This is a genomic window from Luteimicrobium sp. NPDC057192 (assembly GCF_042670205.1).
Taxonomy (GTDB): domain Bacteria; phylum Actinomycetota; class Actinomycetes; order Actinomycetales; family Cellulomonadaceae; genus Luteimicrobium.
In genome coordinates this window covers 19,658-45,369 of sequence record NZ_JBHUWD010000013.1, presented here as the reverse complement: position 1 = coordinate 45,369, position 25,712 = coordinate 19,658, and the positions used below count along the sequence as shown (strand labels likewise).

Here is a 25,712-nt window from a genome sequence, read left to right as displayed (position 1 = left end):
CTCGAGACGTGATCCAGCGCATCGACCTGAGGGGCCGCACGCTGTCCCGCCGCGAGCTGACCGACGCCCTGCCGCGTGCCGAGGTGCGCGTCGAGGACGCCGCCGAGCGTGTGGCGCCGATCATCGCGCGGGTGCGCGAGCACGGTGCGGCCGCGCTGCGCGACCTCGCCGAGCGGTTCGACGGGGTGAGGCCGGAGCATCTGCGAGTCCCCGCGGCGGCGCTCGCCGACGCGCTCGCCGGGCTCGACGCCGACGTCCGCGCCGGGCTCGAGGAGGCGATCCGCCGTGTCCGCGCCGTCCACGCCGCGCAGCGGCCCGTCGAGCACACGGTCGAGCTCGCCGACGGCGCGCGCGTCCGCCAGCGGTGGATCCCCGTGCGGCGCGTGGGCCTCTACGTGCCCGGCGGCCTCGCGGTCTACCCGTCGACGGTCGTCATGAACGCCGTCGCAGCGCAGGAGGCCGGCGTCGGCGAGCTCGTCGTGACCTCGCCGCCCCAGCGCGAGAACGACGGCCTCCCGCACCCGACCGTCCTCGCGGCGTGCGCGCTCCTCGGCGTCGACGAGGTCTACGCCGTCGGCGGGGCCCAGGCCGTCGCCATGCTCGCCTACGGTGCCCGCGGCACCGAGCCGCAGGACGGCGACGTGCTGTGCGAGCCGGTCGACGTGGTGACGGGCCCAGGGAACGTCTACGTGGCCGCGGCCAAGCGCCTCGTGCGCGGCGTCGTCGGCATCGACGCGGAGGCCGGCCCCACCGAGATCGCCGTCCTCGCCGACGACACGGCCGACGCCGACCACGTCGCCGCCGACCTCGTCAGCCAGGCCGAGCACGACCCCATGGCCGCCGCCGTCCTCGTGACGCCGAGCGAGGCGCTCGCGGACGCGGTCGAGGCCCGCGTGGCGGTCCGGGCGGGGGCCACCAAGCACGCCGAGCGCGTGGCCGAGGCCCTCGAGGGCTCGCAGTCCGCGGTCGTCCTCGTGGACGACCTCGAGCAGGGCCTCGAGGTCGTCGACGCGTACGGTGCCGAGCACCTCGAGATCCAGACGGCCGACGCCGTGGCGCTCGCCGACCGGGTGCGGAGCGCGGGCGCGATCTTCGTCGGCCCGTACGCGCCCGTGTCGCTCGGCGACTACATGGCCGGGTCCAACCACGTGCTGCCCACGGGCGGCTCCGCGCACTCGTCGTCCGGGCTCGGGGTGCACAGCTTCGTGCGCGCGGTGCACGTCGTCGAGTACTCGCGCGACGCGCTCGGGGAGCTGGCCGACCGGATCGTGGCGGTGGCCGACGCCGAGGACCTGCCCGCGCACGGCGAGGCTGTCCGCGCACGCTTCGAGGCCGCCGCGACGACCGACGAGGCGCACGCATGACCGAGCCGGCCGGAACCTGCTGCGGCGGGGTGTCGCGCCGCGCCGTCCTCGCGGGCGCGGGTGCGGGCGCGACGGCCGTCGTGCTCGCGGCGTGCAGCCCCGGCGGCACGGGCGACGTGCAGATCACCCCGCCCGCGACCGCCGCGAGCGTCGCCCAGCTCTCCGACGTGCCGGTCGGCGGGGCGGTCGCCGCGACGCTGCCCGGTGGCGCGCAGATCCTCGTGACCCAGCCCGCGGCCGGCCAGGTGCACGTGCTCTCGGCGATCTGCACCCACATGGGCTGCGGCGTCGTGCCGGGACGGGGTGACCTCGAGTGCCCGTGCCACGGCTCGACGTTCGACCTCGAGGGCAAGGTCACGCACGGTCCCGCGAAGAAGCCCCTCCAGGAGCTGAAGGCCGCCGTGCAGGACGGCCAGGTCGTCGTCGGCGGCTGACGCCGGGCCGCCGCGTCAGGGGCTGTCCGAATCCTTCAAGACGTGCCACGCCCGCCCGACCTACCGTCGGACGCATGACACCCGTACTGAACCTCGTCGGCCTCGTGACCCACGATCTCGCTGCGTCCCTCGCGTTCTACCGACGGCTCGGGCTCGATCTGCCCGAGCCAGCGGGCCCCGACGATCACGTCGAGACGACGTTGCCCGGGGGCCTCCGCGTCGCCTGGGACAGCGTCGAGCTCGTCCGTTCGTTCACCCCGGACTGGACCGAGCCCACCGGCTCGGCGCGGATCGGCCTGGCGTTCCTGTGCGTCGACGCGGCGGAGGTCGACGCGACGCACGACGCCCTCGTGGCGGCGGGCCACCGCAGCGCGCACGAGCCCTGGGACGCGCCCTGGGGCCAGCGCTACGCGACGGTCCTCGACCCGGACGGCAACCCCGTCGACCTGTTCGCCTGGCTGCCCGGCTCCCAGCCCTGAGCGGTGCGCTTCGACGGCACGAGCGTCGTCGGCGGGACCCCGGCGAGCGCGTGGACGTCGCGCGCGAGGTGGGCCTGGTCGGCGAACCCGGCTTGCACGGCGACGTCGGCCCAGGGGAGTCCGTCGCGCGCGAGCCCGACCGCCCGCTGGAGGCGCAGCACGCGCCCCAGCGTCGCGGGACCGTAGCCGAGCGCGGGCAGGGCCCGGCGGTGGAGGGTCCGGGCGCTCACGCCCAGAGCTCGGGACGACGCGCCGACGCCGAGACCCGCGCGGATCGCCGCCACCAGCGCGAGCACGAGCCCGTCGGGCGGTGGCGCCTCGTCCGCGAGGGCACGGCCGACCCGTTCGAGGCCGGCGACGAGCGCCGCCGCCCCTGCGCCCCGGCCCTGGCCCGCGGCCTCGATCTCGTCCTCCCAGCGAGCGACCCGACGGCCCGGGAGCGCAGCGTCGAGCGGGACCCGCCGGCCCACCACCTCGTCCCCCCTCAGGCCGAGGACGCCGGGGCCCGTCCCCGGGGCGAACCGCAGCCCGGCGACCAGCGCGTCGGGCGCGGTACCGGTGGTGAAGGCCACGACGTCGGGTCCGGCGACCTGAAGGTGTGTCCCGTTCCAGAGCAGGTCGACGCACCCGTCCGGCAGGACGCGTGTCGTGCTCGGCGCGGGTCCCGAGCGTGACCACCACAGCACCGCCCCTGGCACGGTGGAAGCGACCTCGGTATACCCGACCCCGTCGGCGTCGGGCGAGGCAGGGCCGCTAGCCCCGCCCGAGTCGCTCTCCGGCCGGGCCACGGCGACTCAGCCCACGGCCAGGACGAACGGCAGCACCTCGGTGGCCCCGGCGCGTCGGAGTGCCCGGGCCACGACGGTGAGCGTCCAGCCGGAGTCGGTGCGGTCGTCGACGAGCAGGACCCGCTTGCCGGTGACGTCGAGCCCGTCGTCGGCGCCGAGGCGCCGGACCACCGCGGCCAGTCGCGCGGCGGAGTTCACGTCGTGGCTCGTCGGCTCCTCGCGGCCCGCGACCGGGCCGACCGACCCGGCGACCGGCACACCGAGGTAGCGCGCGAGCCCGCCGGCCAGGTGGGAGACGAGCAGCGGCCGGGTCGCCGACCGCACCCCGACGACGCAGTCCACCGTCCCGACGCCCTCGGGACCGAGCCAGTCGTCGAGCACGCGCACCGCGGCCGTGCGCAGCGGCACCGGCGTCTCGCCGTCGGGCGCGCCGGGCGCGAACAGGTCGCGCAGCGGCCCGGACCAGCCGAGTCCGTCGAGGCGTGCCACGGCGCGTCCCGTCTCGGCGCGCTCGTCGGGGTCGATCCGTCCGCGCAGGTCGAGGCCGAGCGTGTCGAGCCCGCTCGGCCACTGCCTCCGCGCGACGACCTCGACGCCGGGCCGGTCGAGGTCGTGCCGCGCCTCCGCAACCGCGTCGGGATCGGGAGCGCCCGGAAGCTCGACGCCGCTGCATCGGTCGCAGCGCCCGCACCGCCAACCGGGCTCGAGCTCGGGATCGTCGAGGACCTCGCGCAGGAACGCCATGCGACAGCCTGCGGTGCGCTCGTAGTCGAGCATGGCCCGCTGCTCGTCCGCGCGGGTCTCGGCCACGCGGGCGTACCGGGCGGCGTCGTACTCCCACGGCACGCCCGTCGCGACCCAGCCGCCGGTGACCCGGCGGACGGCGCCGTCGACGTCGAGGACCTTGAGCATCTGCTCGAGCCGGGAGCGCTTGAGGTCGACGTGCGTCTCGAGCTGCGCGACCGACATGGGGCGCCCGTCCGGCACCGAGCCGAGCACGTCGAGCACGACGCGCACCTTGGGCTCGGGCGGGAACCCGAGCGAGTCGAAGTACTCCCAGATGCGCTGGTCCTCGGTGCCGGGCAGCAGCACGACGACGGCCCGCTCGACCCCGCGGCCCGCGCGCCCGACCTGCTGGTAGTAGGCGATGGGCGACGAGGGCGCGCCGAGGTGGATGACGAACGCCAGGTCGGGCTTGTCGAAGCCCATCCCGAGCGCGCTCGTCGCCACGAGCGCCGTGACGCGGTTCTCCTTGAGGTCGGCCTCGAGCGCCTCGCGCTCGGCGGGGTCCGTCTGGCCCGTGTACGCGGCGACGGCGAGCCCCGTCGCGCGGAGCTGGCTCGCGACCTGCTCGGCCTGCGACACCGTCAGGCAGTAGACGATCCCGGAGCCCGGGGCGTCCTGCAGCACCTCGGCGAGCCAGGCGAGCCGCGTCGACGGGTCGGGCAGGTCGACGACGGCGAGGTGGAGCGACGCCCGGTCGAGCGCGCCGCGCAGCACGAGCACGTCGGAGCCCGCCCCGTGGACCGTGGTGCCCTCGGCCCGGACGCCGAGCTGCTCGGCGACGTCGGCGACCACGCGTGCGTTGGCCGTCGCGGTCGTGGCCAGGACGGGGATCCCGGCGGGCAGGTCGGCGAGCAGCGTCCGGATCCTGCGGTAGTCGGGCCGGAAGTCGTGTCCCCAGTCGGAGACGCAGTGCGCCTCGTCGACGACGACCAGGCCGGCGTCCGCGGCGAGCCGGGGCAGGACGTCGTCACGGAATGCGGGGTTGTTGAGCCGCTCGGGCGAGCAGAGCAGGACGTCGACCTCGCTCGCGGCGATGGCGGCGTGGATCTGGTCCCACTCGGTGACATTCGACGAGTTGATCGTCACGGCACGGATCCCCGCGCGCTGCGCCGCGGCGACCTGGTCTCGCATGAGCGCGAGCAGGGGGGAGACGAGCACCGTCGGCCCGGCTCCGCGGGCGCGCAGGAGTGCGGTCGCCACGAAGTACACGGCGGACTTGCCCCAGCCGGTGCGCTGCACGACCAGCGCACGCCGCGCGTCGGCCACGAGCGCCTCGACGGCGCGCCACTGGTCCTCACGCAGCGCGACGTCCTCGCGCCCGACCAGCGCACGCAGGACACCCTCGGCCTCCTCGCGCAGCGCGGCGCGGTCGGTGGGCGCCGCCCGGAGGGCGGTCGGGGCGTCGGAGGTCGGGTCCGTCGTCGGCACGTTCACCCGGTCGACTCTACGGTGGGCCCCCGACGCGGCCGTCGCCGTCCACAGCCCCGGGGTGCGGACGGCGACGGCGGCCGACGGTCAGGACATGTCCATCACGACGCGCCCGTCGATGCCGCCGTTCTCCATCTCCGTGAAGATCGCGTTGACGTCCTCGAGCGGGCGGACGGTGTACGTCGGGTGGATCAGCCCGCGGGCGAAGAAGTCGATCGCCTCGCTCATGTCCTTGCGCGTGCCGACGATCGACCCGCGGACCGTCAGTCCGAACAGGACGGTCGTGAAGATGTCGAGCGGGAACTGGTCCGGCGGCAGGCCGACGAGCGACACGGTCCCGCCGCGGCGCAGCGCGCCGACGGCCTGCGGGAACGCGTGCGCGTTGACCGCGGTCACGAGCGCCCCGTGCACGCCCCCGCCCGTCTTCTCCTGGAGCTCCGCCGCGGCGTCGGGCGACGTCGCGGCGTTCACCGTGACCTCGGCGCCGTGCTTGCGCGCGAGCTCGAGCTTGTCGTCGGCGACGTCGACGGCCGCGACGCGGCGACCCATCGCCACGGCGTACTGGACGGCGATGTGCCCGAGGCCGCCGATGCCGGAGATCAGGACCCACTCACCGGGCTGGGTGTCGGTGACCTTGAGGCCCTTGTAGACGGTGACCCCCGCGCACAGGATCGGCCCGACGGCGGACAGGTCGACCCCGTCCGGGATGACCGGGCAGTAGCGCGAGTCGACGAGCATGTACTGCCCGAACGAGCCGTCGACCGAGTAGCCGCCGTTCTTCTGGTTCGGGCAGAGGGTCTCCCAGCCCGTCTCGCAGTACTCGCACTCGCCGCACGCCGACCACAGCCACGCGTTGCCGACCGTGTCGCCCACCGCGACCCGCGTCACCGAGTCCCCGACCGCCACGACCGTCCCGACGCCCTCGTGCCCGGGCACGAAGGGAGGGGTGGGCTTGACGGGCCAGTCACCGTGCGCCGCGTGCAGGTCGGTGTGGCACACGCCGGTGTAGTCGACCCTGACGAGCGCCTCGAAAGGCCCAGGGGCGGGCACCTCGACGTCGTCTATCGAGAGCGGGTCGGTGAAGCCGTGCACGACGGCGGCACGCATGGTGGACACGTCGACCTCCTGGGGTCGGCCCTCCCGTGTGTCGGGGGGCCTTGTCTCCGCGGCCCCCGGTCCGTCCGGCGGCCTGCTTCAACGGTGGCATCGGTGCCCCCGCGCCGCGCGGCGTAATCCCGGCATACGGTGCAGGTCAGGTGCCCGCGTGCCGGACGTCACGTCGGTGCCCCGGGCGTCCTCCGTAGACTGTGCCCGTGACTCCGACCCTGCCTGCGCCGTCGTCCGTGCCGTCCGCCTCCGGCGCCCGGCACCACGACGACGCGCGCGCGGGCGGGGGGCGTCTCCCGCTGCGCGCGGACCTCGCCGACGAGGTCCCGTACGGCGCGCCTCAGCTCGACGTGCCGGTGCTGCTCAACGTCAACGAGAACCCGTACCCGCCGTCGGACGGCGTGGTCGCGAGCATCGCCCGCCGGGTCACCGAGGCCGCGCACGGCCTCAACCGGTACCCGGACCGCGAGTTCCTCGACCTGCGCTCCGACCTGGCGGACTACCTCGCGGTCGAGTCCGGCGTGCGGCTCGAGCCGGAGCAGCTCTGGGCGGCCAACGGCTCCAACGAGATCATGCTGCAGCTGCTCCAGGCGTTCGGCGGCCCCGGGCGGTCGGTCCTGTCCTTCGCGCCCACGTACTCCATGTACCCGGAGTACGCGCGCGACGCGATGACGGGCTGGGTCGCGGGCCGGCGCGAGGAGGACTTCACCCTCGACCCCGAGCGTGCCGCGGCGACGGTCGCCGAGGTCCGGCCCGCCGTCGTCCTGCTCGCGAGCCCCAACAACCCCACCGGCACGGCACTGCCCCTGTCGACCGTCGAGGCCGTGCTCGACGCCGCGGACCGCGTGGAGGTCGACGGGTCCGGCGGGTCGCCCGTCGTCGTCGTCGACGAGGCGTACGGCGAGTTCCGGCGACGGGGCGTGCCGAGCGCGCTCGAGCTGCTGGCGGACCGCCCGAACCTCGCGGTGGCCCGCACCATGTCGAAGGCGTTCGGGATGGCGGGGGCACGCGTCGGCTACCTCGCGGCGTCCCGCGCGCTCGTGGACGCGTTGCGCGTCGTCCGGCTGCCGTACCACCTGTCCGCCGTCACGCAGGCGGTCGCCCGCGCGGCCCTCGAGCACGCGGACGAGCTCATGGCCCAGGTCGGTTCGCTGCGCGCCGAACGCGACGCGACGGCCGAGTGGCTCCGCGGGCAGCTGCTGGACGGCCGCCCGCTCGAGGTCGCCGACTCGGACTCGAACTTCGTGCTGTTCGGGCGCTTCGCCGATCGGCACGCGGTCTGGCAGGGGTTGCTCGACGAGGGCGTGCTGATCCGCGAGGTCGGGCCCGAGGGCTGGCTGCGCGTGTCCGTCGGCACGCCGCAGGAGATGGAGACGTTCAAGGCCGCCCTCGTGCGGGTGGCCGGTCTGGAGGAGGCACGATGAGCGCACCGACCACCGGCGCAGCGACCGGGACCCCGGGCGCCGGCGACCAGGCGCAGCCGGGGCACCGCACCGCCCGCGTCGAGCGCGCCACGAGCGAGTCGAGCGTCGTCGTCGAGCTGGACCTCGACGGCTCCGGCCGCACGGACGTCTCGACGACCGTGCCGTTCTTCGACCACATGCTCACGGCGCTCGGCAAGCACGCGGTCTTCGACCTGACCGTGCGGTCGACGGGCGACACCCACATCGACGCGCACCACACCGTCGAGGACACGGCGATCGTGCTCGGAGAGGCGCTGCGCCAGGCGCTCGGCGACAAGCGTGGCATCTCGCGCTTCGGCGACGCGACCGTCCCGCTCGACGAGGCCCTCGCGCTCGCGGTCGTCGACGTGTCCGGCCGCCCGTACCTCGTGCACTCGGGCGAGCCGGAAGGACAGGAGTACCACCTCATCGGCGGCCACTTCACCGGCTCGCTGACGCGGCACGTCCTCGAGTCGCTCGCGCACCACGCCGGGATCTGCCTGCACGTGCGCGTCCTCGCGGGCCGCGACCCGCACCACATCGTGGAGGCGCAGTTCAAGGCGCTGGCCCGGGCGCTGCGCGCCGCGGTCGCGCTCGACCCGCGCGTCGACGGCGTGCCCTCGACCAAGGGGGCGCTGTGAGCGCCGCGACGGGGCCGGGCGAGGTCCCCGAGGTCACGCCCGCCGCCGAGCCCGTGCGCGCCGTCGTCGTGACCCAGCTCGGCGCGGCCGAGCCCGTGGCCGCGATCTGCGCGATCGCGGGTCTGGAGGTCGACGCGGTGCTGTCCGCCGTCGGCGTCCTCGTGTGGTGCCGGGACACCGCCCCGGGTGCGCCCGAGCAGGTCGCCGCCGCGCTCACGCGCGCGACGCCCGGCCTGCCGGCCGTGCTGCTCGTGCACCGGGACGGGCGGATCGTCGCGCACACGTGGCTCGACGGCGCCGCGGGCGACGAGCTGGCGTCCGGCCTCGTCCTCGACGGAGCGCCCGAGGCGCTCAGCAACCTCCTGATCGGCACGGAGACGATGGACGGCTTCCCCGACGTCGTCACGAGCGTGGGCGTCGGGCGGCTCAAGGCCATGCGCATGATGGCGAAGGCCGGACGCGCGGCCCGGCGCGACCGGAAGAAGGCAGTGTGAGCGCCGTGAGCGGCGCGGCTCGTCCCAGCGTCGTCGTCCTCGACTACGGCTTCGGCAACGTCCGTTCGGCCGTGCGCGCCCTCGAGCGCGTCGGTGCGGACGTCGAGCTGACGCGCGACCGCGCCGCGGCCCAGGAGGCCGACGGCCTGGTCGTCCCCGGAGTGGGCGCGTTCGCCGCGTGCATGGCGGGGCTGCGGTCGGTGCGGGGCGACGAGGTCGTCGAGCGCCGGCTCGCGGGCGGCCGCCCCGTGCTCGGCATCTGCGTCGGCATGCAGATCCTGTTCGACGCGGGTGACGAGCACGGCGTCGTGACCGACGGTATGGGGGAGTGGCCCGGCGTCGTGCGGCGCCTGGACGCCCCCGTGGTCCCGCACATGGGCTGGGCGACCGTCGAGCCGGCCGAGGGCTCGCGCCTGTTCGCGGGCGTCGAGGACGAGCGGTTCTACTTCGTCCACTCGTACGCCGCGCAGGAGTTCCCGCTCGAAGCCGACATCCCCGCGGACTCGCCGTTCGCCCGGGTCTCGATCCGCCCGCTCGTCACCTGGGCCACGCACGGCGGCCGCTTCGTCGCGGCGGTCGAGAACGGCCCGCTGTCGGCGACGCAGTTCCACCCCGAGAAGTCCGGCGACGCCGGCGCGCACCTGCTCGAGAACTGGGTCTCGACGCTGCGCTGACCCGCCCACCGGCGGCCCCGGCCGCCCGACGACGCCGCTCGTCGCACGCCCCCGACCGGCCCGCCGGTCCCGATCCCCTGGAGCACCACCGATGACCGATCGCCTCGTCCTGCTGCCTGCCGTCGACGTCGCCGACGGCCAGGCCGTGCGCCTCGTCCAGGGCGCCGCCGGCTCGGAGACGTCGTACGGCGACCCGTTGACCGCCGCGCTCGACTGGCAGTCCGGCGGGGCCGAGTGGGTCCACCTCGTCGACCTCGACGCCGCGTTCGGCCGCGGGTCGAACGCCGAGCTCCTCGCGGAGGTCGTCGGGCGGCTCGACGTGCAGGTCGAGCTCTCGGGCGGCATCCGCGACGACGCGAGCCTCGAGCGCGCGCTCGCGACCGGCTGCCGCCGGGTCAACCTCGGCACGGCCGCGCTCGAGAACCCCGAGTGGACCGCCCGCGTCATCGCCGAGCACGGCGACCGGGTCGCCGTGGGCCTCGACGTGCGCGGCACGACCCTCGCGGCGCGCGGCTGGACGCAGGAGGGCGGGGACCTGTGGGAGGTCCTCGACCGGCTCGAGGCCGCAGGCTGTGCCCGCTACGTCGTGACCGACGTGACCAAGGACGGGACGCTTCGCGGCCCGAACCTCGACCTGCTCCGCGACGTGGCGGCCCGCACGGCGTCGCCGGTCGTCGCGTCCGGAGGCATCTCGAGCCTCGAGGACCTCGAGGCGCTGCGCTCGCTCGTCCCCGCCGGGGTCGAGGGCGCGATCGTCGGCAAGGCCCTCTACGCGGGCGCGTTCACGCTGCCCCAGGCGCTCGACGTCGCGGGCCGTCCGTGAGCGCGACCGGAGGCCGGGCGCTCCCGCCGTCGTCCGGGTTCGCGGGCGACGACGGCTCTGCCGACGCCGAGCTGGCGCGGCTGCTCGCCGCCCACGCCGCCGGTGCGGCGCCGCTCCGCGAGGTCGTCGCGCGGCTCGCGCAGACCCGCGTGCTGGTCCCGGTGCTCGCCGAGCTCGGCGAGCTGGACCAGACCGAGGACGGACTTCACGTCGACAAGGAGGCGTCGGCCGGCGTCGTCGCGCTCGAGGCACCCGACGGCCGCCGCGCGCTCCCGGTGTTCACGTCCGTCGCGACCATGACGGCCTGGCGGGCCGACGCACGCCCCGTGCCCGTCGAGGCACCCCGTGCCGCGCTGTCCGCGGTCAGCGAGGACTGGTCGCTCCTGGTCGTCGACCCTGCCGGCCCCGCGACGGTGCTCGTCCCGCGGCCGGCCGTGTGGGCGCTCGCGCAGGGCAAGGAGTGGCGCCCGGCGGTCGAGGACGGCGTCGTCGACCCCGGGGTCGTGGACGCCGTGACGTCCGCGGTCGCGCCGCTCCAGCACGTCGCGAGCGTCGGCGCCGAGCCGGGCCGGACCGCCGAGGTGGCGGTCGTGCTCCGGCTCGACCCGGGCCTGGACCGCGCGGGTCTCGACGCGGTGCTCGCCGCGGTCAACGCCCGCCTCGGCGCGAGCGACGTCGTGGGGGAACGCGTCGACTCGCTCGAGCTGCGGATCGGCGCCGCGCGGCCCTGAGGTCAGCGCCGACGGCGCCCGATCGCCCACGCCAGCGCGACCGCCGCGACCGCGGCGACGGCCTGGCCGCCGACGACGGTCCGGTTGAGGTCGAAGACCGGGATCCAGCGCGTGCTGCCGTTCTCGACGACCACGACGCCGACGGGCTTGACCCGGACGCCGTACGCCCCTGCGCCGGCTCCCGCCTCGCCGCGTGCGTCCCCGCGGGCCTCGCCGGTCGCCTCGCCGCGCGCCTCGGCCTGGAGGTCGCCCTTCGCCTCGGCCTGGGCATCGCCGTTCGCGCCGCTCTCGTTCCCGGGGGCGGCGTCGTCGGGCGAGGGAGGTACGAGCTCGGTGCCTTCCTCGCCGGTGGGCTCTGCCGCGCCGAGCTGCCGGCTCCCCGAGAACGATCGCTGCCGCAGGAACGAGAAGCTTCCGCGCCCGGACCCGCGCCCGGTCCCGCCGCCCGAGCCCCGGCCGGTGCCGTTGCCCGAGCCGCTGCCGCTGCCGGCGCCCGAGCCGTTGCCGGCCCCGCCGCCCGCGCCGGTGCCGGCAGCGCCCATCACCCGGGCCACCGGGATGACGAGCGTTCCCTGGTGCTCGTAGGCCTGGCCGAACACGCGTCCGACCGTGAAGGCGTCGTCGGCAGCCTGCGTGAGGCGGCCGAGATCAGGGGTCCACTCGCGCTCGTCGTCGCTCATGTCGCCCACGGTACGAGCACGGGGGCGAGGCGGCGCGCCGACGCGCCCGCGGGCCCGGCACCGCGTCGATCCTGAGAGACCCCGTGCGGGCGCTGGACGGCGTGGTAGCGTCCGCCGACGCCGCGCTCGCGGCGGCGCTGCGACGACGCTCCGAGAGGACCCCACGATGGACGACCCTGGCCTCGCCGTGGATCCGGCATCGCCGCTGTCCGGCTCCGTCCCGGACGGTCCGGGGCAGCGCCGCCAGGCGTTCGCCCTGTTCGGAGCCGCGCTCGCGGTCGCCGCGGCCGGGATCGCCACGATGTTCGCAGCCTCCGGAGCGAACGGTGGCATCGTCTGGCGGGGCGCGTTCTTCGTCGCCCTCGGTGCCATCGTCGGCGCGATCGTCCGGTACCGCGCATCGGTCCGCGCGGGCGCTTCTGACGCGTCCGCCGACAGCGGGCTCCTCGCGTGCGCCGGGCTGCTCGTCGCGGCCTGCCTCGTGGTTGGCGTCGTGGCGAACGACAAGGTCGGCGAGCACGTGAAGGACACGCACGCGTCGACCGGCGTTGGGTCGTGCTGGCGGGAGACGGCCGGGGACCGGCTCCGGGCGGTGGACTGTGCGCACGACCATGCGTACGTGGCGACGAAGATCGTCGACGACCCGGCTGCGTGCGGCGAGGAGGCGGCAGGGTCGCTGCCGACCGGCGACGGTCGTCGGCTCTGCCTGGTCGGCGCCTGAGCCCCGGTCGGTGCCTCTCGCTCCGGCCCTCAGACGACGGAGCCGGTGAACTTCTCGCCGGGGCCCTCGCCGGGCGCGTCGGGGTAGACCGACGCCTCGCGGAACGCGAGCTGCAGGGACTTGAGCCCGTCACGCAGCGACCGGGCGTGCTGGTTGCCGAGGTCGGGGGCGCTCGCGGTGACGAGCGCCGCGAGCGCGTTGATGAGCTTGCGTGCCTCGTCGAGGTCGAGGTGCCCCTGGGAGTCCGCGTCCTCGGCGAGCCCGCACTTCACGGCCGCGGCGCTCATGAGGTGGACGGCGGCCGTCGTGATGACCTCGACGGCGTTGACGTCGGCGATGTCGCGCGTCGCCTGCGCGACGTCGTCGGCGGCGTTCGGCTGGTCGCCCGCGGGCGAGGTCGGGGAGTCGGTGCTCATGCCACCATCGTCCCATCCGCTCGAGCGAGACCCGACGCCGTGCGCACCGGGAGAGCGCGGTTGGCCCGGAGCGGTGCGGCGGCTCTGCTAGACTTGATGGCTGACCGACTCGTGCGCGGCTCCGGTGACGGATCCGACGTGCGAGTGCGCAAGTGGATTCGTCCCACCCGGGTCTCGACCGACGGCTCACGCCGCGACGGAGGCCGGGTCTGTCGCCGGGCACGTTCCTCCGGGAGCGGCCCGGTTCCGTGCTGCGGCTCCTCGTGGGGGCCGCGGGTGCGGTGACGGCCTCCGCCTGCGTCCAGGTTCGGGGGCCTTTCCCGTTCCTGGGGGTCGGCCATCACGACTGCCAAGGAGCCAGACATCAGCGAGCCTCGCATCAACGATCGGATCCGCGTCCCCGAGGTCCGACTCATCGGTCCCGACGGGGAGCAGGTCGGAGTCGTCCGCACCGAGGTCGCCCTGCGTCTTGCGCAGGACGCCGATCTCGACCTGGTCGAGGTCGCCCCCGACGCACGCCCGCCCGTGTGCAAGCTCATGGACTTCGGCAAGTACAAGTACGAAGCCGACATGAAGGCGCGCGAGGCCCGGCGCAACCAGGCGAACACCGTGCTCAAGGAGATCCGGTTCCGCCTGAAGATCGACCCGCACGACTACGAGACGAAGAAGGGCCACGTCGTCCGCTTCCTCTCGGCCGGCGACAAGGTCAAGGTCATGATCATGTTCCGTGGCCGCGAGCAGTCGCGCCCGGAGATGGGCATGCGCCTTCTCCAGCGTCTCGCCGAGGACGTCGCCGACCTGGGCTTCGTCGAGAGCTCGCCCAAGCAGGACGGGCGCAACATGACGATGGTGCTCGGGCCGGTCAAGAAGAAGGCCGACGCCAAGACGGAGCAGCGCAAGCGTTCGACCGAGATCGACGCGGCCCGCATGACGAAGTCCGAGCGCAAGGCCGCCGAGCGTGCCACCGAGGAGCCGAGCGACCAGGTCGCGGCTGAGACCGCTGCCGCGGTCGAGGCGCCCGCGCCCGAGGAGACCCCGGCGCCCTCCGTGCCCGAGCCCGTTGCCACGGCCGAGCCCGTTGCCGCGGCGAAGCCTGCTGCTGCCGAGCCTGCTGCCGCGGCGAAGCCTGCTGCTGCCAAGCCTGCGGCTGCGGCGAAGCCCGCTGCTGCCAAGCCTGCCGCTGCGGCGAAGCCCGCCGCCGCTGCCAAGCCTGCCTCCGCGAAGCCGGCAGCGGCGACGCCCAAGCCCGCCGCGACGCCGAAGCCGGCCGCCCCGGCGCCTCGGCCGAGCGCGCCGCGCGCCGCAGCCCCCAAGCCCGCGGCCCCCAAGCCTGCACCGCGCCCCGGCGCGCGTCCGGGCGGCGGAGCAGCGAAGGGCTGACCCCATGACATGGGTCGCGTCCGCGCGGCCCGCACCCGTCGGGCACCGTCTGGTGCCCGGCCAGACCCGAGGAGAGACGGCAGCCATGCCGAAGAACAAGACGCACTCCGGCGCGAAGAAGCGGTTCCGCAGCACCGGTAGCGGCAAGCTCATGCGCGAGCAGACGAACGCCCGGCACTACCTCGAGCACAAGTCGAGCCGCCGCACCCGCCGTCTGGCGCAGGACCAGGTCGTCGCCCCCGCCGACGCCAAGAAGATCAAGAAGCTGCTCGGTAAGTGAGTCCCGGGCCGGCGTGACCCGCCGGCCGGAGCTCGAGCCCCGCCGGGCTCGACCCTCACCCCCTGAGCCCCGAAACCCAAGGAGCATCACGTGGCACGCGTGAAGCGGGCGGTCAACGCCCAGAAGAAGCGCCGTACGACCCTCGAGCGCGCCAGCGGCTACCGCGGCCAGCGCTCGCGTCTGTACCGCAAGGCCAAGGAGCAGGTCACCCACTCGCTCGTCTACTCCTACCGCGACCGCAAGGCGCGCAAGGGTGACTTCCGCAAGCTGTGGATCCAGCGCATCAACGCTGCGTCCCGCGCGCAGGGCCTGACCTACAACCGCCTCATCCAGGGCCTCAAGGCCGCTGGTGTCGAGGTGGACCGCCGCGTGCTCGCGGACCTGGCCGTCAACGACGTCGCGACGTTCAACGCGCTCGTCCAGGTCGCCAAGGACGCCCTGCCCGAGGACGTCAACGCGCCCAAGGCTGCAGCCTGACCCGCGGACCTCAGGGGCGCGCGCTCGGCGCGCGCCCCACGGACGCCCGGTCGGTGTCCGCCCCTGCCCCCGCGCTGCGCAACCCGCGCAGCGACCGGGTGCGGCAGGTGCGGGCGCTGGCCGGGCGTTCGGCGCGTTCGCGCGCGGGACGCTTCCTCGTCGAGGGCCCGCAGGCGGTGCGCGAGGCGGTCAGGTTCGCCCCCGAGCGCGTCGTCGACGTCTACCTGACCGCAGCCTCGGCCGAGCGGTACCCCGAGATCGCCGACGCCGCCCGGGACGCGGGGCTGTGGCTGCACGAGACCGCGGACGACGTCCTCGCCGCGATGAGCGCGGACGCGCAGGGTGTGCTGGCCGTCGCACGCACCTGGACGACGTCGCTCGACGACGTGCTGCCCCGCGCGAGCGGTGAGAGGTCCGACGGTCAGGCCACCGTGCCGCGGCTCGTCGCCCTGCTCGCCGCAGTGCGCGACCCGGGCAACGCGGGAACCGTGATCCGCGCCGCCGACGCCGCCGGAGCGGACGTCGTCGTGCTCGCTGCGGGCTCCGTGGAGCCCTTCAACCCCAAGGTCGTCCGCTCGACGGCCGGCTCGCTCTTCCACCTGCCCGTCGTCACGGGCGTCACCACGAGCGACGCGGTGGCGGCGCTGCGGGCGTCGGGCCTGACGGTCCTCGCCGCGGACGGAGGCGGCGAGCACGACCTCGACGACCTGTCCGACCGGGCCGCCGGCGTCGCGGGCGAGGCCGAGGACGCCGCGCCCGACCTGCGTGCGCCCACGGCGTGGCTGTTCGGCACGGAGGCCCAGGGCCTGTCCGACGCCGAGCTGGCGCTCGCGGACTCGAGCGTCCGCGTCCCTATCCGTGGCCACGCGGAGTCGCTGAACCTCGCGACGGCCGCGACCGTGTGCCTCTACGCGTCGAGCCGCGCGCAGCGTTGAGCCGTCGGGGCCCGGCGTCGCCGGACCCGGTGCGCCGCCGGCGGCACCGTGCCACCCTGGTGGGAGGCGCCGCTGACGGCGGCCCGACGACGGGAGCCGACCGTGACCGAGCAGTCGACCGGGCCGAGCGCCGAGCGCTCGCCGCGCCTCCCGCCGCGCTGGTTCGTCCGGAGCGCGTGGGTGGTGCACCGCGGCTACTACCGGTTGACGGGTGGTCGCCGTGGGCTGTGGCGCCCCACGCCCGACAAGTGGGGGACGCTCCTGCTGAGGACGACGGGCCGGCGCACCGGCCGGGAGCACGCGGTGATCGTGGCGTACGTCGAGGACGGGCCCGCCTGCGTCACGCTCGCGATGAACGGCTGGGCGGCCCCCGAGCCCGCCTGGTGGCTGAACCTGCAGGCGCACCCGGACGCCGTCGTCGTGACGCGGGACGGGCCGCGCGAGGTCCGGGCGCGCGAGGCGCACGGCGACGAACGCGACCGTCACTGGGCAGCCTTCCGCGAGCACGGGACGGACGTCGACGGGTTCTCGGTGCGTCGGCCCCACACCGCCGTGGTGGTGCTCGAACCGCGATAATGGCCGCGTGCGCATCTCGTCGAAGTCCGACTCCGCCGTCCGCGCGTGCGTCGAGCTGGCGGCCCGGCACGAGGCGGGGACGCCGTTCATCAAGGCGACTACGGTCGCCGAGGCCCAGGACCTCTCGCTGTCGTTCGTGCTCGTGATCCTCAACGAGCTCAAGCAGGCCGGTCTCGTCGAGAGCCGGCGCGGCTCGGACGGCGGGTACCGGCTCGTCGCCCCTCCGGACCGGATCGTGGTCGCCGACGTCGTGCGGGCCATCGACGGTCCGCTCGCGAACGTCGCGGGCAGCCACGTCGAGGACGTCGAGTACGGGGGAGCGGCGGGTTCGGTCCGCGACCTGTGGGTCGCCCTGCGGGCAGCCATCCGGTCGGTCCTCGACGAGGTGACGCTCCACGACCTGGCGGCGGGCGCGATGCCGGCCGACGTCGCGGCGCTGATCCGCGACGAGGACGCCTGGCGGACGCGCCCGAACCGGAGGAGCGCGGGCGCCGCGTTGACGCGACCAGAGGCTCCCGCGGGCCCCGCGTGACGGTGCCCGGGCGTCGCGTCGAAACGTGAGACAAACGTCCGGATCATGGACATCTTCTTGAGTCATCTGGTCAAGAAGGGTTGGGTGGTGCACGCCCCGGTGCCGCCGGGGTACACCCTCGAGTCCGAAGGACACCCCCATGAGCCGCACCCGCCCGCGCCCCGCTGCCCGAGCCGCCGTCGCCGTCGCGACCGCCGCCCTCGCGCTGGGACTCGCCGCGTGCTCGGGCTCGAGCTCCGCGGCCGACAAGGTCGCCGTCGTCGGGTACTCGGTGCCGCAGCCCGCCTATGACGCGCTCGAGGCGGCCTTCCAGAAGACGGACGCCGGCAAGGGCGTGGCCTTCACGTCGTCGTTCGGCGCGAGCGGCTCGCAGTCCAAGGCCGTCGCGGCCGGGCAGAAGGCCGACTACGTCGCGTTCTCCGTCGAGCCCGACGTCCAGAACCTCGTCCCCGCCAAGGTCGACGCGGGGTGGAACGCCGACGAGACGAAGGGCAACGTGTCCGACTCCGTCGTCGTCATCGTGACCCGCAAGGGCAACCCGAAGCAGATCACCGGATGGGACGACATCGTCGAGCCGGGCGTGAAGATCGTCACGGCCGACCCGGCGTCGTCGGGCTCCGCCAAGTGGAACATCCTCGCCGCCTACGAGCACGAGGTCGCGACGGGCGGCACCGAGGCCGACGCGAAGGCGTACCTCACGGAGTTCTTCGGGAACACCGTCTCCCGGGCGTCGAGCGGCGCGATCGCGATGACGCAGTTCCTCGGCGGGACGGGCGACGTGCTCATCTCGTACGAGAACGAGGTCATCGCGGCCCGTCAGGCCGGTAACGACGTCGACTACGTCGTGCCGGACGACACGTTCCTCATCGAGAACCCGGCGGCCGTCACGAAGACCGCGTCGAAGCCCGCCAAGGACTTCCTCGCATTCGCGAAGTCCGACGACGGCCAGAAGATCTTCGCCAGCAAGGGCTTCCGCCCGGTCTCGACGACGGTCGACGTCGGCACCGTCGAGGGTGCGAACGACCCGTCGAAGCCGTTCCCCGAGGTCGCGAAGCTCACGACCATCGCCGACCTCGGCGGCTGGGACGCCGTGAACAAGAAGTTCTTCGGCGACAGCGGCCTGGTGACCGCGATCGAGGGCGACGCGTGACCGTCGCCACCCGGGCCCCCGAGCGGCCGGCTGTCGTCTCTGCGGAGACGGGGGCCGGCCCTCGGTCGCGCCGGGACCGTGCCGGGCTGAGCCGCCTCCGGCCGGCGACCGCGGCGGGGCTCGGCCTCGTCACGCTCTGGCTCAGCCTCGTCGTCCTCATCCCGCTCGCGGCCGTCGTCGTCACGGGCGCGCAGGGGGGCTGGTCTGCCTTCGCCAGCGCCGTCACCTCGCCGGCGGCGTTGTCCGCGCTCACGCTCTCGGCCGGGCTCTCGTTCGCCGTGGCGCTCGTCAACGCGGTCGTCGGCACGACGATCGCGTGGGTGCTCGTGCGCGACCCGTTCCCCGGTTCGCGCCTGCTCGACCACGTGATCGACGTCCCGTTCGCCCTCCCCACGATCGTGACCGGCGTCGTCATGATCGCGCTGTACGGGCCGGCGTCCCCGGTCGGCGTGAACCTCGTCGGGACGCGGGTCGGCCTGTTCGTGACGCTCCTGTTCGTCACGCTGCCCTTCACCGTCCGGACGGTGCAGCCCGTGCTCGCGGCGCTCGACCGCGACGCCGAGCAGGCGGCCGCGTCGCTCGGTGCGTCCGGTCGGGTGGTGTTCCGGCGCGTCGTGCTGCCGGTCATCGTCCCCGCGATCGCGTCGGGGGCGTCGCTTGCGTTCGCCCGGGCACTCGGCGAGTACGGGTCCCTCGTGCTGATCTCGAGCAACATCCCGAAGCAGACGCAGGTCGCGTCCGCGCTCATCTACGGCAAGCTCGAGGACGCCACCAACCCGGTCACCTCCACGCAGCAGGCCGCGTCGCTCGCGATCGTCCTGCTCGCGGTGAGCGTGCTCGTGCTCGTCGCCGTCGAGCTGCTCCAGCGCAAGGGGGCGCGCCGCCATGTCTGAGACGACGGCCACCCGCCCCGCCGGCGAGCGCCGCACCGGCCGCCACGTCGTGCGCGCCCTCGTCGTGACGTACGTGACGGTGCTCGTGGTGCTGCCTGTCGGCGTGCTCGTGTGGCGGGCGTTCGCGCCCGGCCTCGGCGCGTTCGTCGACGCGGTCGCGGACCCGCTCTCGGTGCACGCCTTCCAGATGACGGCGGAGGTCGCGCTCATCGCGGTCGCGCTGACGACGGTCTTCGGCACGATCGCCGCGTTCCTCATCGCCCGGTCGGGGCTGCCCGGGATGCGGGTCCTCGACGCGCTGCTCGGGCTGCCCGTGTCCGTGTCGCCGATCGTCGTCGGCCTGGCGCTGATCCTCGTCTACGGGAGCACGGGCTGGTTCGGCGGGGCGCTCGCGTCCGCCGGCATCCAGGTGATCCTGTCCGTGCCCGGGATGGTCCTCGCGACCATGTTCGTGTCGATGCCGCTCGTCACCCGCGCGATCGTGCCCGTCCTCGTGGCGCGCGGGACCGACCAGGAGCAGGCCGCCGAGTCGCTCGGCGCGAGCGCGCCCGTGCGGTTCTGGCGCATCACCCTGCCCGGGATCCGCACGGCCCTCGTCACCGGCGTCGTGCTCGCGCTCGCGCGGAGCATCGGCGAGTACGGCGCGGTCCTCGTGGTCTCCGGCAACATCCAGGGCCAGACCGAGACCGCGACGCTCCGCGTCGACACGCTGTACCAGACGCTCCTCCAGCCCGACGCGGCCTACGCCGTGACCTTCGTCCTCGTGGCCGTCGCGATCCTCACGATCGTCGCGACGAGCCTGCTCCGCCGGTCCCAGGGAGGAACCCGATGAGCATCCAGGTCCGCGGTCTGACCAAGCGCTTCGGAGCGTTCGTCGCGCTCGACGACGTCGACGTCACCGTCCGCTCCGGCACCCTCACCGCGCTCCTCGGCCCGTCCGGCGGCGGCAAGACCACGCTGCTGCGCGTGATCGCCGGCCTCGAGCAGGCCGACTCCGGGACCGTCGTCATCGACGACCGGGACGCGACCCGCGTCCCCGCCCGGCGCCGCGACGTGGGCTTCGTGTTCCAGCACTACGCGCCCTTCGGCCACCTGAGCGTCGCGCGGAACGTCGCGTTCGGGCTCGAGATCCGCAAGCGCCCCCGGGCCGAGATCGCGGCCCGCGTGGACGAGCTCCTGCACCTCGTTCACCTCGAGGCCTTCGCGGACCGGCTGCCGTCCGAGCTTTCGGGCGGCCAGCGCCAGCGCATGGCGCTCGCCCGGGCGCTCGCCGTCGAGCCCAAGGTGCTGCTGCTCGACGAGCCGTTCGGGGCGCTCGACGCGACCGTCCGCAAGGAGCTGCGGCAGTGGCTCCGGCGCCTGCACGACGAGGTCCACGTGACCACCGTCTTCGTGACCCACGACCAGGCTGAGGCGCTCGAGGTCGCCGACGAGATCGTCGTCGTCAACGGCGGGCGGGTCGAGCAGGTCGGCGCGCCCGACGAGATCTACGACCGCCCCGCCAACGAGTTCGTCATGCGGTTCCTCGGTCCGACGACGTCGCTGGGGGGCCGCCTCGTGCGCCCGCACGACGTCGAGGTACTGGGTTCGGCCGAGCCGGGAGCCGTGGCCGCGGAGGTCGGCTCGCTGCGGCGGGTCGGCTTCGAGGCGCGGCTCGAGGCGCGCGTCGTCGGCTCGGGCGGCGTCGTCGAGGTCCTCGGCTCGCGCTCCGACCCGGCCCTGCGCGACCTCCGCGCCGGTGACCGGGTGTGGCTCCGCGCCGCCGGGCCCGTGGTCGAGGCGCGCGTGGCGGTCGGCGCCGGTACGGACGTGGCAGCATCGTCGGGTGCGCCTGTTCGCGGCGGTGTTCCCGCCTGAGCCCGTCCTCGACCACCTCGCGCTCGCCCTCGACGCCGTGGGCGCGGGGCTGACCCTGCCCGACGCGCCCGACGGGCGGCGCGGCTCGCCCCGCTGGGTGCCCCGTGACGCGCAGCACCTGACGCTCGCGTTCTACGCGGACGTGCCCGAGGGCGCGGTCCCGGAGCTCGCCGAGTCGCTCCACGACGTCGCGCGCGCGACGTCACCCTTCGAGCTGCGGCTCCGCGGCGCGGGCTCGTTCGCGGGCCGGGTGCTGTGGGTCGGCGTGCACGGCGCCACCGACACCCTGCGCGAGCTCGCCGAGGGGGCGCTCGCCGCGAGCGTCCGCGAGGTGCCGGGTGACGTCCGCCCGCACCGCGCGCACCTCACCGTGGCGCGCGCCCGCTGGGGCCGGAGCAAGGTCAGCCGGTCGCGCGACGCCTACCGCTCGCAGCTCGACCCTGCCGCCCGGGCCCTCGCGGTCTACTCGGGCCCGGCGTGGACGGTCGACGGGTTCTCGCTGGTCGAGTCGCGCCCCGGCGAGGGGCCGCAGGGTGGCCCGCTGTACCGCGAGCTCGAGCGCTGGGCGTTCGCGCCCTCCTGACACCGGGCGAGCGGGTGTCCACGCCGAGCGAGCGCCGGGATCCTGCTTGCTCGGCGGGGAGCCCCTTGCTCGACGGCGCCGGCCGGGGCGCAGGGCCGCCGTCGTGCGGGAAAGAGCGCCGCCGACGACGAGGGCGTGTGCGACCATGAGGACGTGCTTCGGGGAGCGGGTCGTCGATTTCCGTGGCCCGTTCGCGGGCCGCGTCGCTGAGCTGCGACGTCGAAGGTGCGAGCGGGCCGCATAGAATCCCCGAGCACCCCCGCCGACCCCGATGGTCCTGACCCGGACCTGTCACGAGAGGCACGCATGCCCAGCCCTGACCAGGCATCCCAGACCCCTGCCGTCGCCGGCGAGACCCCGGCCGACGCCGTCCACGCCGCCCCGTCCCCGCTCGACGAGGCAGCGCTCGACGCGGCGCTCGACGCGGCGCTCGCGGACGTCGCCGCCGCGCCCGACCTCGACGCGCTCAAGACGGTGCGCACCGCCCACACGGGTGATCGCTCCGCGCTCGCGCTCGCCAACCGGGCCATCGGCGGCCTGGAGCCGGCGGACAAGGCCCGCGCCGGCAAGCTCGTCGGCCCGCGTCGCGGGCGGCTCAACCAGGCGCTCGCGGCCCGGCAGACGGAGCTCGAGGCCGAGCGTGCGGCCCGGGTGCTCGTCGAGGAGGCCGTCGACGTGACGCTCCCGACGGAGCGTGCGGCCCGCGGCGCCCGGCACCCCCTCGAGCTGCTCTCCGAGCGCATCGCCGACCTGTTCGTGTCGATGGGCTGGGAGATCGCCGAGGGCCCCGAGCTCGAGGCCGAGTGGTTCAACTTCGACGCCCTGAACTTCGGCCCGGACCACCCGGCCCGCCAGATGCAGGACACCTTCTACGTCGACTCCGGCGAGCCGGGCGTCGCGTCGAACCTCGTGCTGCGCACCCACACGAGCCCGGTGCAGGCGCGCACGCTGCTCGAGCGCGGCGTGCCCGTCTACATCGCGTGCCCCGGCAAGGTGTTCCGCACCGACGCGCTCGACGCGACCCACACCCCGGTGTTCCACCAGGTCGAGGGCCTCGCGATCGACAAGGGCCTCACGATGGCGCACCTCAAGGGCACGCTCGACCACTTCGCCCGCGCGATGTTCGGCCCCGAGGCGCGCACGCGCCTGCGGCCGAGCTTCTTCCCCTTCACCGAGCCCAGCGCCGAGATGGACCTGTGGTTCCCCCAGAAGAAGGGCGGCCCGGGCTGGATCGAGTGGGGCGGTTGCGGGATGGTCAACCCGGGCGTCCTGCGGTCGGCCGGGATCGACCCCGAGGAGTACTCGGGCTTCGCGTTCGGCATGGGCATCGAGCGCACGCTCATGCTGCGCCACGCGATCGCTGACATGCACGACATGGTCGAGGGCGACGTCCGCTTCTCGGCCCAGTTCGGGACGGAGATCTGATGCCGTACGTCGTCACCGAGTGGCTCGGTGAGCACACCGAGCTCCCCGACGGCCTCACCGCGGAGCAGCTCGCCGCGGACCTCGTGCGCGTCGGCCTGGAGGAGGAGGCGATCCACGGGACCGACGTGACGGGACCGGTCGTCGTCGGGCGCGTCGTCGCGATGAGCCCCGAGCCGCAGAAGAACGGCAAGACGATCAACTGGTGCCAGGTCGACGTCGGCGAGCACAACGCCACCGACGACGAGGGCAACCTGGTCCCGCGCGGCATCGTCTGCGGCGCGCACAACTTCGTCGTCGGCGACGAGGTCGTCGTGGCGCTCCCGGGCGCCGTCCTCCCGGGGCCGTTCCCGATCGCGAGCCGCAAGACCTACGGCCACGTGTCCGACGGGATGATCTGCTCCGCGCGCGAGCTCGGCCTCGGGCAGGACCACGAGGGCATCATCGTGCTCGAGAAGCACGGGTTCTCCGCCGAGCTCGGGCACGACCTCACGCCCGGCTCGGACGCGATTGCGCTCCTTGGCCTCGGGCAGAAGGTCCTCGAGATCAACGTCACGCCCGACCGCGGCTACTGCTTCTCCTACCGCGGCGTCGCGCGCGAGTTCTCGCACTCGACCGGCGCGGCCTTCACCGACCCCGGGCTCCCGAGCGCGCTCGACGCACCGCTCCCGGCGCCCACCCCGGACGGGTTCCCCGTCGAGGTGTCGGACGACGCCCCGATCTACGGCCAGGTCGGCTGCGACCGGTTCGTCACGCGCGTCGTGCGCGGCATCGACCCGGCCGCGGTCAGCCCGCAGTGGATGCAGCGCCGCCTGACGCTGTCCGGCATGCGCCCGATCTCGCTGCCCGTCGACGTGTCGAACTACGTCATGCTCGACCTGGGCCAGCCGACGCACTGCTACGACCTCGCCACGGTCGAGGCGCCGATCGTCGTGCGCCGCGCCCGTGCGGGCGAGCGCCTCGTCACGCTCGACGACGTCGACCGCGCCCTCGACCCCGAGGACCTGCTCATCACGGCGTCGCCGGCGCTCGCGGACGGCGAGGAGGGCACGCACGTCCTCGGCCTCGCGGGCGTGATGGGCGGCGCGTCGACCGAGGTCTCGGCATCGACCACGGACGTGCTCGTCGAGGCGGCGCACTTCGACCCCGTGACGATCGCGCGGACCGCGCGTCGCCACAAGCTCGCGTCGGAGGCGTCCAAGCGGTTCGAGCGCGGCGTGGACCCGCAGCTCGCGGCCGTCGCGGCGCAGCGGGTCGTGGACCTGCTCGTGCGGTACGGCGGCGGGACCGCCGACCCGGCCGTGAGCGACCTCGACCGGACGACGGCGCCCGTGCCCGTCCTGTTCCCCGTCGCCGAGGCGGAGCGGCTGACGGGCGTCGCGTACGCCCCGGAGCGCGTCGGCGAGCTGCTCGCGCTCATCGGCTGCGGCGTCGAGAACTCGGGCGAGCACGGGGTGCTGCGCGTCGTCCCGCCGAGCTGGCGGCCCGACCTCACCACGCCGGCCGACCTCGTCGAGGAGGTCGCGCGGCTCGACGGCTACGACAACATCCCGACGGTGCTGCCGCCGTCGCCGGCCGGCACGGGTCTCACGCCCGCGCAGCGCGGACGGCGCACGGTCGCCCGCGCGCTCGCCGACGCGGGCTTCGTCGAGGTGCTCACGTACCCGTTCGTCGCGGACGCCCAGCTCGACGCGCTGCTCGTCGGTGCCGACGACCCGCGCCGCCGCGCGGTCCGCCTCGTCAACCCGCTGTCCGACGAGCAGAACGCGATGCGCACCTCGCTGCTCGTCACGCTGCTCCAGGCCGTCCGGCGCAACGTCGGCCGCGGCCTGACGGACGTGGCGGTCGTCGAGCAGGGCCTCGTGACGCGGCCGGGCCAGGGCGTGCTCGCCGCGCCGTCGCTGCCGGGCGGCGCCCGCCCGACCGAGGAGCAGCTCGCCGCGCTCGCGTCCGCGCTGCCGGACCAGCCCCGCCACGTGGCGGGCGTCCTGGCGGGCGAGCACGTGCCGACGGGCTGGTGGGGCGGCGGCCGTCGCGCCGACTGGGCCGACGCGGTCGAGGCCGTGCGCCTGGTCGCCGACACCCTCCGCGTGCCCGTCGTGGTCGCCGCCGACCCGGACCAGCGCCCGTGGCACCCCGGCCGCTGCGCGCGGGTCACGCTGGCCGACGGGACGCTCGTCGGGCACGCGGGCGAGCTGCACCCGCAGGTCGTGGAGAACCTCGACCTGCCGGCGCGCACCGTCGCGTTCGAGCTCGACCTCGACGTCCTGCTCGATGCCGCGCCCGCCGAGCCGGTGGAAGCCACCCCGGTCTCGGCGTTCCCGGCCGCGAAGGAGGACGTCGCGCTCGTCGTCGACGACGCGGTCCCGGCCGCGGACGTGCGGGCGGCCGTCGAGCGCGGGGCCGGCGAGCTGCTCGAGGACCTCCGGCTCTTCGACGTGTTCACCGGCCCGCAGGTCGGTGAGGGCAAGAAGTCGCTCGCGTTCTCGCTGCGCCTGCGCGCCGCCGACCGTACGCTCACGGCCGAGGACATCGCCGGGGTGCGGGAGGGCGTCGTGACGGCCGCCGCGGAGGCGGTCGGAGCGACCCTGCGCGCCTGACCGGACCGGACGAGGGGAG

Annotated in this window: 28 protein-coding genes; 23 read left to right on the top strand and 5 right to left on the bottom strand. The window is 75.0% G+C overall.

What is annotated here, in order from left to right; genetic code table 11:
• Positions 1-8 precede the first annotated feature (8 nt).
• The 3 genes from hisD to ACFT5B_RS08265 all read left to right on the top strand — a co-directional run bounded on the left by hisD (position 9) and on the right by ACFT5B_RS08265 (position 2,277).
• Complete coding sequence (hisD, locus tag ACFT5B_RS08275; protein ID WP_386797513.1) at positions 9-1,364, top strand: histidinol dehydrogenase; 1,356 nt, start codon at positions 9-11, stop codon at positions 1,362-1,364.
• Positions 1,361-1,798 (top strand): ubiquinol-cytochrome c reductase iron-sulfur subunit, encoded by a 438-nt coding sequence (locus ACFT5B_RS08270; RefSeq protein ID WP_386797512.1) that lies wholly within the window; start codon positions 1,361-1,363, stop codon positions 1,796-1,798. Before hisD ends, ACFT5B_RS08270 begins: the two co-directional genes overlap by 4 nt.
• A gap of 74 nt (positions 1,799-1,872) precedes the next feature.
• Complete coding sequence (locus ACFT5B_RS08265) at positions 1,873-2,277, top strand: VOC family protein (protein ID WP_386797511.1); 405 nt, start codon at positions 1,873-1,875, stop codon at positions 2,275-2,277.
• Here ACFT5B_RS08265 and ACFT5B_RS08260 read toward each other — a convergent pair.
• From ACFT5B_RS08260 to adhP, 3 genes are all read right to left on the bottom strand, one after another.
• Positions 2,205-2,963, bottom strand: coding sequence for a helix-turn-helix domain-containing protein (locus tag ACFT5B_RS08260; RefSeq protein WP_386797551.1), 759 nt, complete (start codon positions 2,961-2,963; stop codon positions 2,205-2,207). The genes ACFT5B_RS08265 and ACFT5B_RS08260 overlap by 73 nt on opposite strands.
• Positions 2,964-3,071: 108 nt before the next feature.
• Positions 3,072-5,279 (bottom strand): RecQ family ATP-dependent DNA helicase, encoded by a 2,208-nt coding sequence (locus tag ACFT5B_RS08255; RefSeq protein ID WP_386797550.1) that lies wholly within the window; start codon positions 5,277-5,279, stop codon positions 3,072-3,074.
• An 87-nt stretch (positions 5,280-5,366) separates the two neighbouring features.
• A complete protein-coding gene (gene adhP / locus ACFT5B_RS08250) occupies positions 5,367-6,395 on the bottom strand; it encodes an alcohol dehydrogenase AdhP (RefSeq protein WP_386797510.1) in 1,029 nt (342 codons plus the stop codon).
• A gap of 227 nt (positions 6,396-6,622) precedes the next feature.
• Here adhP and ACFT5B_RS08245 point away from each other — a divergent pair, with 227 nt between their 5' ends.
• From ACFT5B_RS08245 to ACFT5B_RS08220, 6 genes are all read left to right on the top strand, one after another.
• Entirely contained in the window at positions 6,623-7,810 is a 1,188-nt protein-coding gene (locus ACFT5B_RS08245) for a histidinol-phosphate transaminase (RefSeq protein ID WP_386797549.1), read from the top strand.
• Positions 7,807-8,469 carry an imidazoleglycerol-phosphate dehydratase HisB gene (gene hisB / locus ACFT5B_RS08240; protein WP_386797509.1) on the top strand — a complete coding sequence of 221 codons (663 nt, stop codon included), beginning with the start codon at positions 7,807-7,809 and terminating at the stop codon, positions 8,467-8,469. Before ACFT5B_RS08245 ends, hisB begins: the two co-directional genes overlap by 4 nt.
• Positions 8,466-8,963, top strand: a complete 498-nt coding sequence (locus ACFT5B_RS08235) for a hypothetical protein (RefSeq protein ID WP_386797508.1) — start codon at positions 8,466-8,468, stop codon at positions 8,961-8,963. The genes hisB and ACFT5B_RS08235 overlap by 4 nt, the downstream gene beginning before the upstream one ends.
• On the top strand, positions 8,960-9,637 hold the full coding sequence (gene hisH, locus ACFT5B_RS08230) for an imidazole glycerol phosphate synthase subunit HisH (protein ID WP_386797507.1): 678 nt from the start codon (positions 8,960-8,962) through the stop codon (positions 9,635-9,637). Before ACFT5B_RS08235 ends, hisH begins: the two co-directional genes overlap by 4 nt.
• Before the next feature lie 91 nt (positions 9,638-9,728).
• Positions 9,729-10,460: a bifunctional 1-(5-phosphoribosyl)-5-((5-phosphoribosylamino)methylideneamino)imidazole-4-carboxamide isomerase/phosphoribosylanthranilate isomerase PriA gene (priA, locus tag ACFT5B_RS08225; protein WP_386797506.1), complete on the top strand. Its 732-nt coding sequence runs from the start codon at positions 9,729-9,731 to the stop codon at positions 10,458-10,460.
• Positions 10,457-11,191, top strand: coding sequence for an SseB family protein (locus ACFT5B_RS08220; protein ID WP_386797505.1), 735 nt, complete (start codon positions 10,457-10,459; stop codon positions 11,189-11,191). The genes priA and ACFT5B_RS08220 overlap by 4 nt, the downstream gene beginning before the upstream one ends.
• A 2-nt stretch (positions 11,192-11,193) precedes the next feature.
• Here the strand turns inward: ACFT5B_RS08220 and ACFT5B_RS08215 are convergent, their stop codons facing one another.
• Positions 11,194-11,871 carry a spore germination protein GerW family protein gene (locus ACFT5B_RS08215; protein ID WP_386797504.1) on the bottom strand — a complete coding sequence of 226 codons (678 nt, stop codon included), beginning with the start codon at positions 11,869-11,871 and terminating at the stop codon, positions 11,194-11,196.
• A gap of 166 nt (positions 11,872-12,037) precedes the next feature.
• Between ACFT5B_RS08215 and ACFT5B_RS08210 the strand changes: the two genes are divergently transcribed.
• Positions 12,038-12,592: a hypothetical protein gene (locus ACFT5B_RS08210; RefSeq protein WP_386797503.1), complete on the top strand. Its 555-nt coding sequence runs from the start codon at positions 12,038-12,040 to the stop codon at positions 12,590-12,592.
• Between the two features lie 29 nt (positions 12,593-12,621).
• Here ACFT5B_RS08210 and ACFT5B_RS08205 read toward each other — a convergent pair whose 3' ends face one another.
• Positions 12,622-13,008 (bottom strand): DUF1844 domain-containing protein, encoded by a 387-nt coding sequence (locus ACFT5B_RS08205; RefSeq protein WP_386797502.1) that lies wholly within the window; start codon positions 13,006-13,008, stop codon positions 12,622-12,624.
• A 339-nt stretch (positions 13,009-13,347) separates the two neighbouring features.
• On the opposite strand from ACFT5B_RS08205, the gene infC reads away from it, so the two are divergent.
• The 13 genes from infC (at position 13,348) to pheT (ending at position 25,693) form a co-directional block, all read left to right on the top strand.
• A complete protein-coding gene (infC, locus tag ACFT5B_RS08200; RefSeq protein ID WP_386797548.1) occupies positions 13,348-14,388 on the top strand; it encodes a translation initiation factor IF-3 in 1,041 nt (346 codons plus the stop codon).
• An 85-nt stretch (positions 14,389-14,473) separates the two neighbouring features.
• Positions 14,474-14,668 (top strand): 50S ribosomal protein L35, encoded by a 195-nt coding sequence (gene rpmI, locus ACFT5B_RS08195; RefSeq protein WP_036951275.1) that lies wholly within the window; start codon positions 14,474-14,476, stop codon positions 14,666-14,668.
• A 90-nt stretch (positions 14,669-14,758) separates the two neighbouring features.
• On the top strand, positions 14,759-15,145 hold the full coding sequence (gene rplT / locus ACFT5B_RS08190) for a 50S ribosomal protein L20 (RefSeq protein WP_284294669.1): 387 nt from the start codon (positions 14,759-14,761) through the stop codon (positions 15,143-15,145).
• A 53-nt stretch (positions 15,146-15,198) separates the two neighbouring features.
• Positions 15,199-16,080, top strand: a complete 882-nt coding sequence (locus ACFT5B_RS08185; protein WP_386797501.1) for a TrmH family RNA methyltransferase — start codon at positions 15,199-15,201, stop codon at positions 16,078-16,080.
• Between the two features lie 102 nt (positions 16,081-16,182).
• Positions 16,183-16,656 carry a nitroreductase/quinone reductase family protein gene (locus ACFT5B_RS08180; protein WP_386797500.1) on the top strand — a complete coding sequence of 158 codons (474 nt, stop codon included), beginning with the start codon at positions 16,183-16,185 and terminating at the stop codon, positions 16,654-16,656.
• A gap of 7 nt (positions 16,657-16,663) precedes the next feature.
• Positions 16,664-17,188: an RrF2 family transcriptional regulator gene (locus ACFT5B_RS08175; protein WP_386797499.1), complete on the top strand. Its 525-nt coding sequence runs from the start codon at positions 16,664-16,666 to the stop codon at positions 17,186-17,188.
• Between the two features lie 139 nt (positions 17,189-17,327).
• Positions 17,328-18,338 carry an extracellular solute-binding protein gene (locus ACFT5B_RS08170; protein ID WP_386797498.1) on the top strand — a complete coding sequence of 337 codons (1,011 nt, stop codon included), beginning with the start codon at positions 17,328-17,330 and terminating at the stop codon, positions 18,336-18,338.
• Positions 18,335-19,231 (top strand): sulfate ABC transporter permease subunit CysT, encoded by an 897-nt coding sequence (gene cysT, locus ACFT5B_RS08165; RefSeq protein ID WP_386797497.1) that lies wholly within the window; start codon positions 18,335-18,337, stop codon positions 19,229-19,231. Before ACFT5B_RS08170 ends, cysT begins: the two co-directional genes overlap by 4 nt.
• Entirely contained in the window at positions 19,224-20,063 is an 840-nt protein-coding gene (locus ACFT5B_RS08160) for a sulfate ABC transporter permease subunit (RefSeq protein ID WP_386797496.1), read from the top strand. Before cysT ends, ACFT5B_RS08160 begins: the two co-directional genes overlap by 8 nt.
• Positions 20,060-21,088, top strand: coding sequence for a sulfate/molybdate ABC transporter ATP-binding protein (locus ACFT5B_RS08155; protein ID WP_386797495.1), 1,029 nt, complete (start codon positions 20,060-20,062; stop codon positions 21,086-21,088). The genes ACFT5B_RS08160 and ACFT5B_RS08155 overlap by 4 nt, the downstream gene beginning before the upstream one ends.
• A complete protein-coding gene (gene thpR / locus ACFT5B_RS08150; protein WP_386797494.1) occupies positions 21,057-21,671 on the top strand; it encodes an RNA 2',3'-cyclic phosphodiesterase in 615 nt (204 codons plus the stop codon). The genes ACFT5B_RS08155 and thpR overlap by 32 nt, the downstream gene beginning before the upstream one ends.
• A 306-nt stretch (positions 21,672-21,977) precedes the next feature.
• Entirely contained in the window at positions 21,978-23,096 is a 1,119-nt protein-coding gene (gene pheS / locus ACFT5B_RS08145; protein ID WP_386797493.1) for a phenylalanine--tRNA ligase subunit alpha, read from the top strand.
• Entirely contained in the window at positions 23,096-25,693 is a 2,598-nt protein-coding gene (gene pheT, locus ACFT5B_RS08140; protein ID WP_386797492.1) for a phenylalanine--tRNA ligase subunit beta, read from the top strand. Before pheS ends, pheT begins: the two co-directional genes overlap by 1 nt.
• Positions 25,694-25,712 lie beyond the last annotated feature (19 nt).

Coding starts and splice junctions, on each gene's coding strand:
- ACFT5B_RS08270 (WP_386797512.1), top strand. CDS start 1,361: ATGACCGAGCCGGCCGGAACCTGCTGCGGCGGGGTGTCGCGCCGCGCC.
- ACFT5B_RS08265 (WP_386797511.1), top strand. CDS start 1,873: ATGACACCCGTACTGAACCTCGTCGGCCTCGTGACCCACGATCTCGCT.
- hisB (WP_386797509.1), top strand. CDS start 7,807: ATGAGCGCACCGACCACCGGCGCAGCGACCGGGACCCCGGGCGCCGGC.
- priA (WP_386797506.1), top strand. CDS start 9,729: ATGACCGATCGCCTCGTCCTGCTGCCTGCCGTCGACGTCGCCGACGGC.
- ACFT5B_RS08215 (WP_386797504.1), bottom strand. CDS start 11,871: ATGAGCGACGACGAGCGCGAGTGGACCCCTGATCTCGGCCGCCTCACG.
- ACFT5B_RS08210 (WP_386797503.1), top strand. CDS start 12,038: ATGGACGACCCTGGCCTCGCCGTGGATCCGGCATCGCCGCTGTCCGGC.
- ACFT5B_RS08205 (WP_386797502.1), bottom strand. CDS start 13,008: ATGAGCACCGACTCCCCGACCTCGCCCGCGGGCGACCAGCCGAACGCC.
- rpmI (WP_036951275.1), top strand. CDS start 14,474: ATGCCGAAGAACAAGACGCACTCCGGCGCGAAGAAGCGGTTCCGCAGC.
- ACFT5B_RS08170 (WP_386797498.1), top strand. CDS start 17,328: ATGAGCCGCACCCGCCCGCGCCCCGCTGCCCGAGCCGCCGTCGCCGTC.
- ACFT5B_RS08160 (WP_386797496.1), top strand. CDS start 19,224: ATGTCTGAGACGACGGCCACCCGCCCCGCCGGCGAGCGCCGCACCGGC.
- ACFT5B_RS08155 (WP_386797495.1), top strand. CDS start 20,060: ATGAGCATCCAGGTCCGCGGTCTGACCAAGCGCTTCGGAGCGTTCGTC.
- pheS (WP_386797493.1), top strand. CDS start 21,978: ATGCCCAGCCCTGACCAGGCATCCCAGACCCCTGCCGTCGCCGGCGAG.
- pheT (WP_386797492.1), top strand. CDS start 23,096: ATGCCGTACGTCGTCACCGAGTGGCTCGGTGAGCACACCGAGCTCCCC.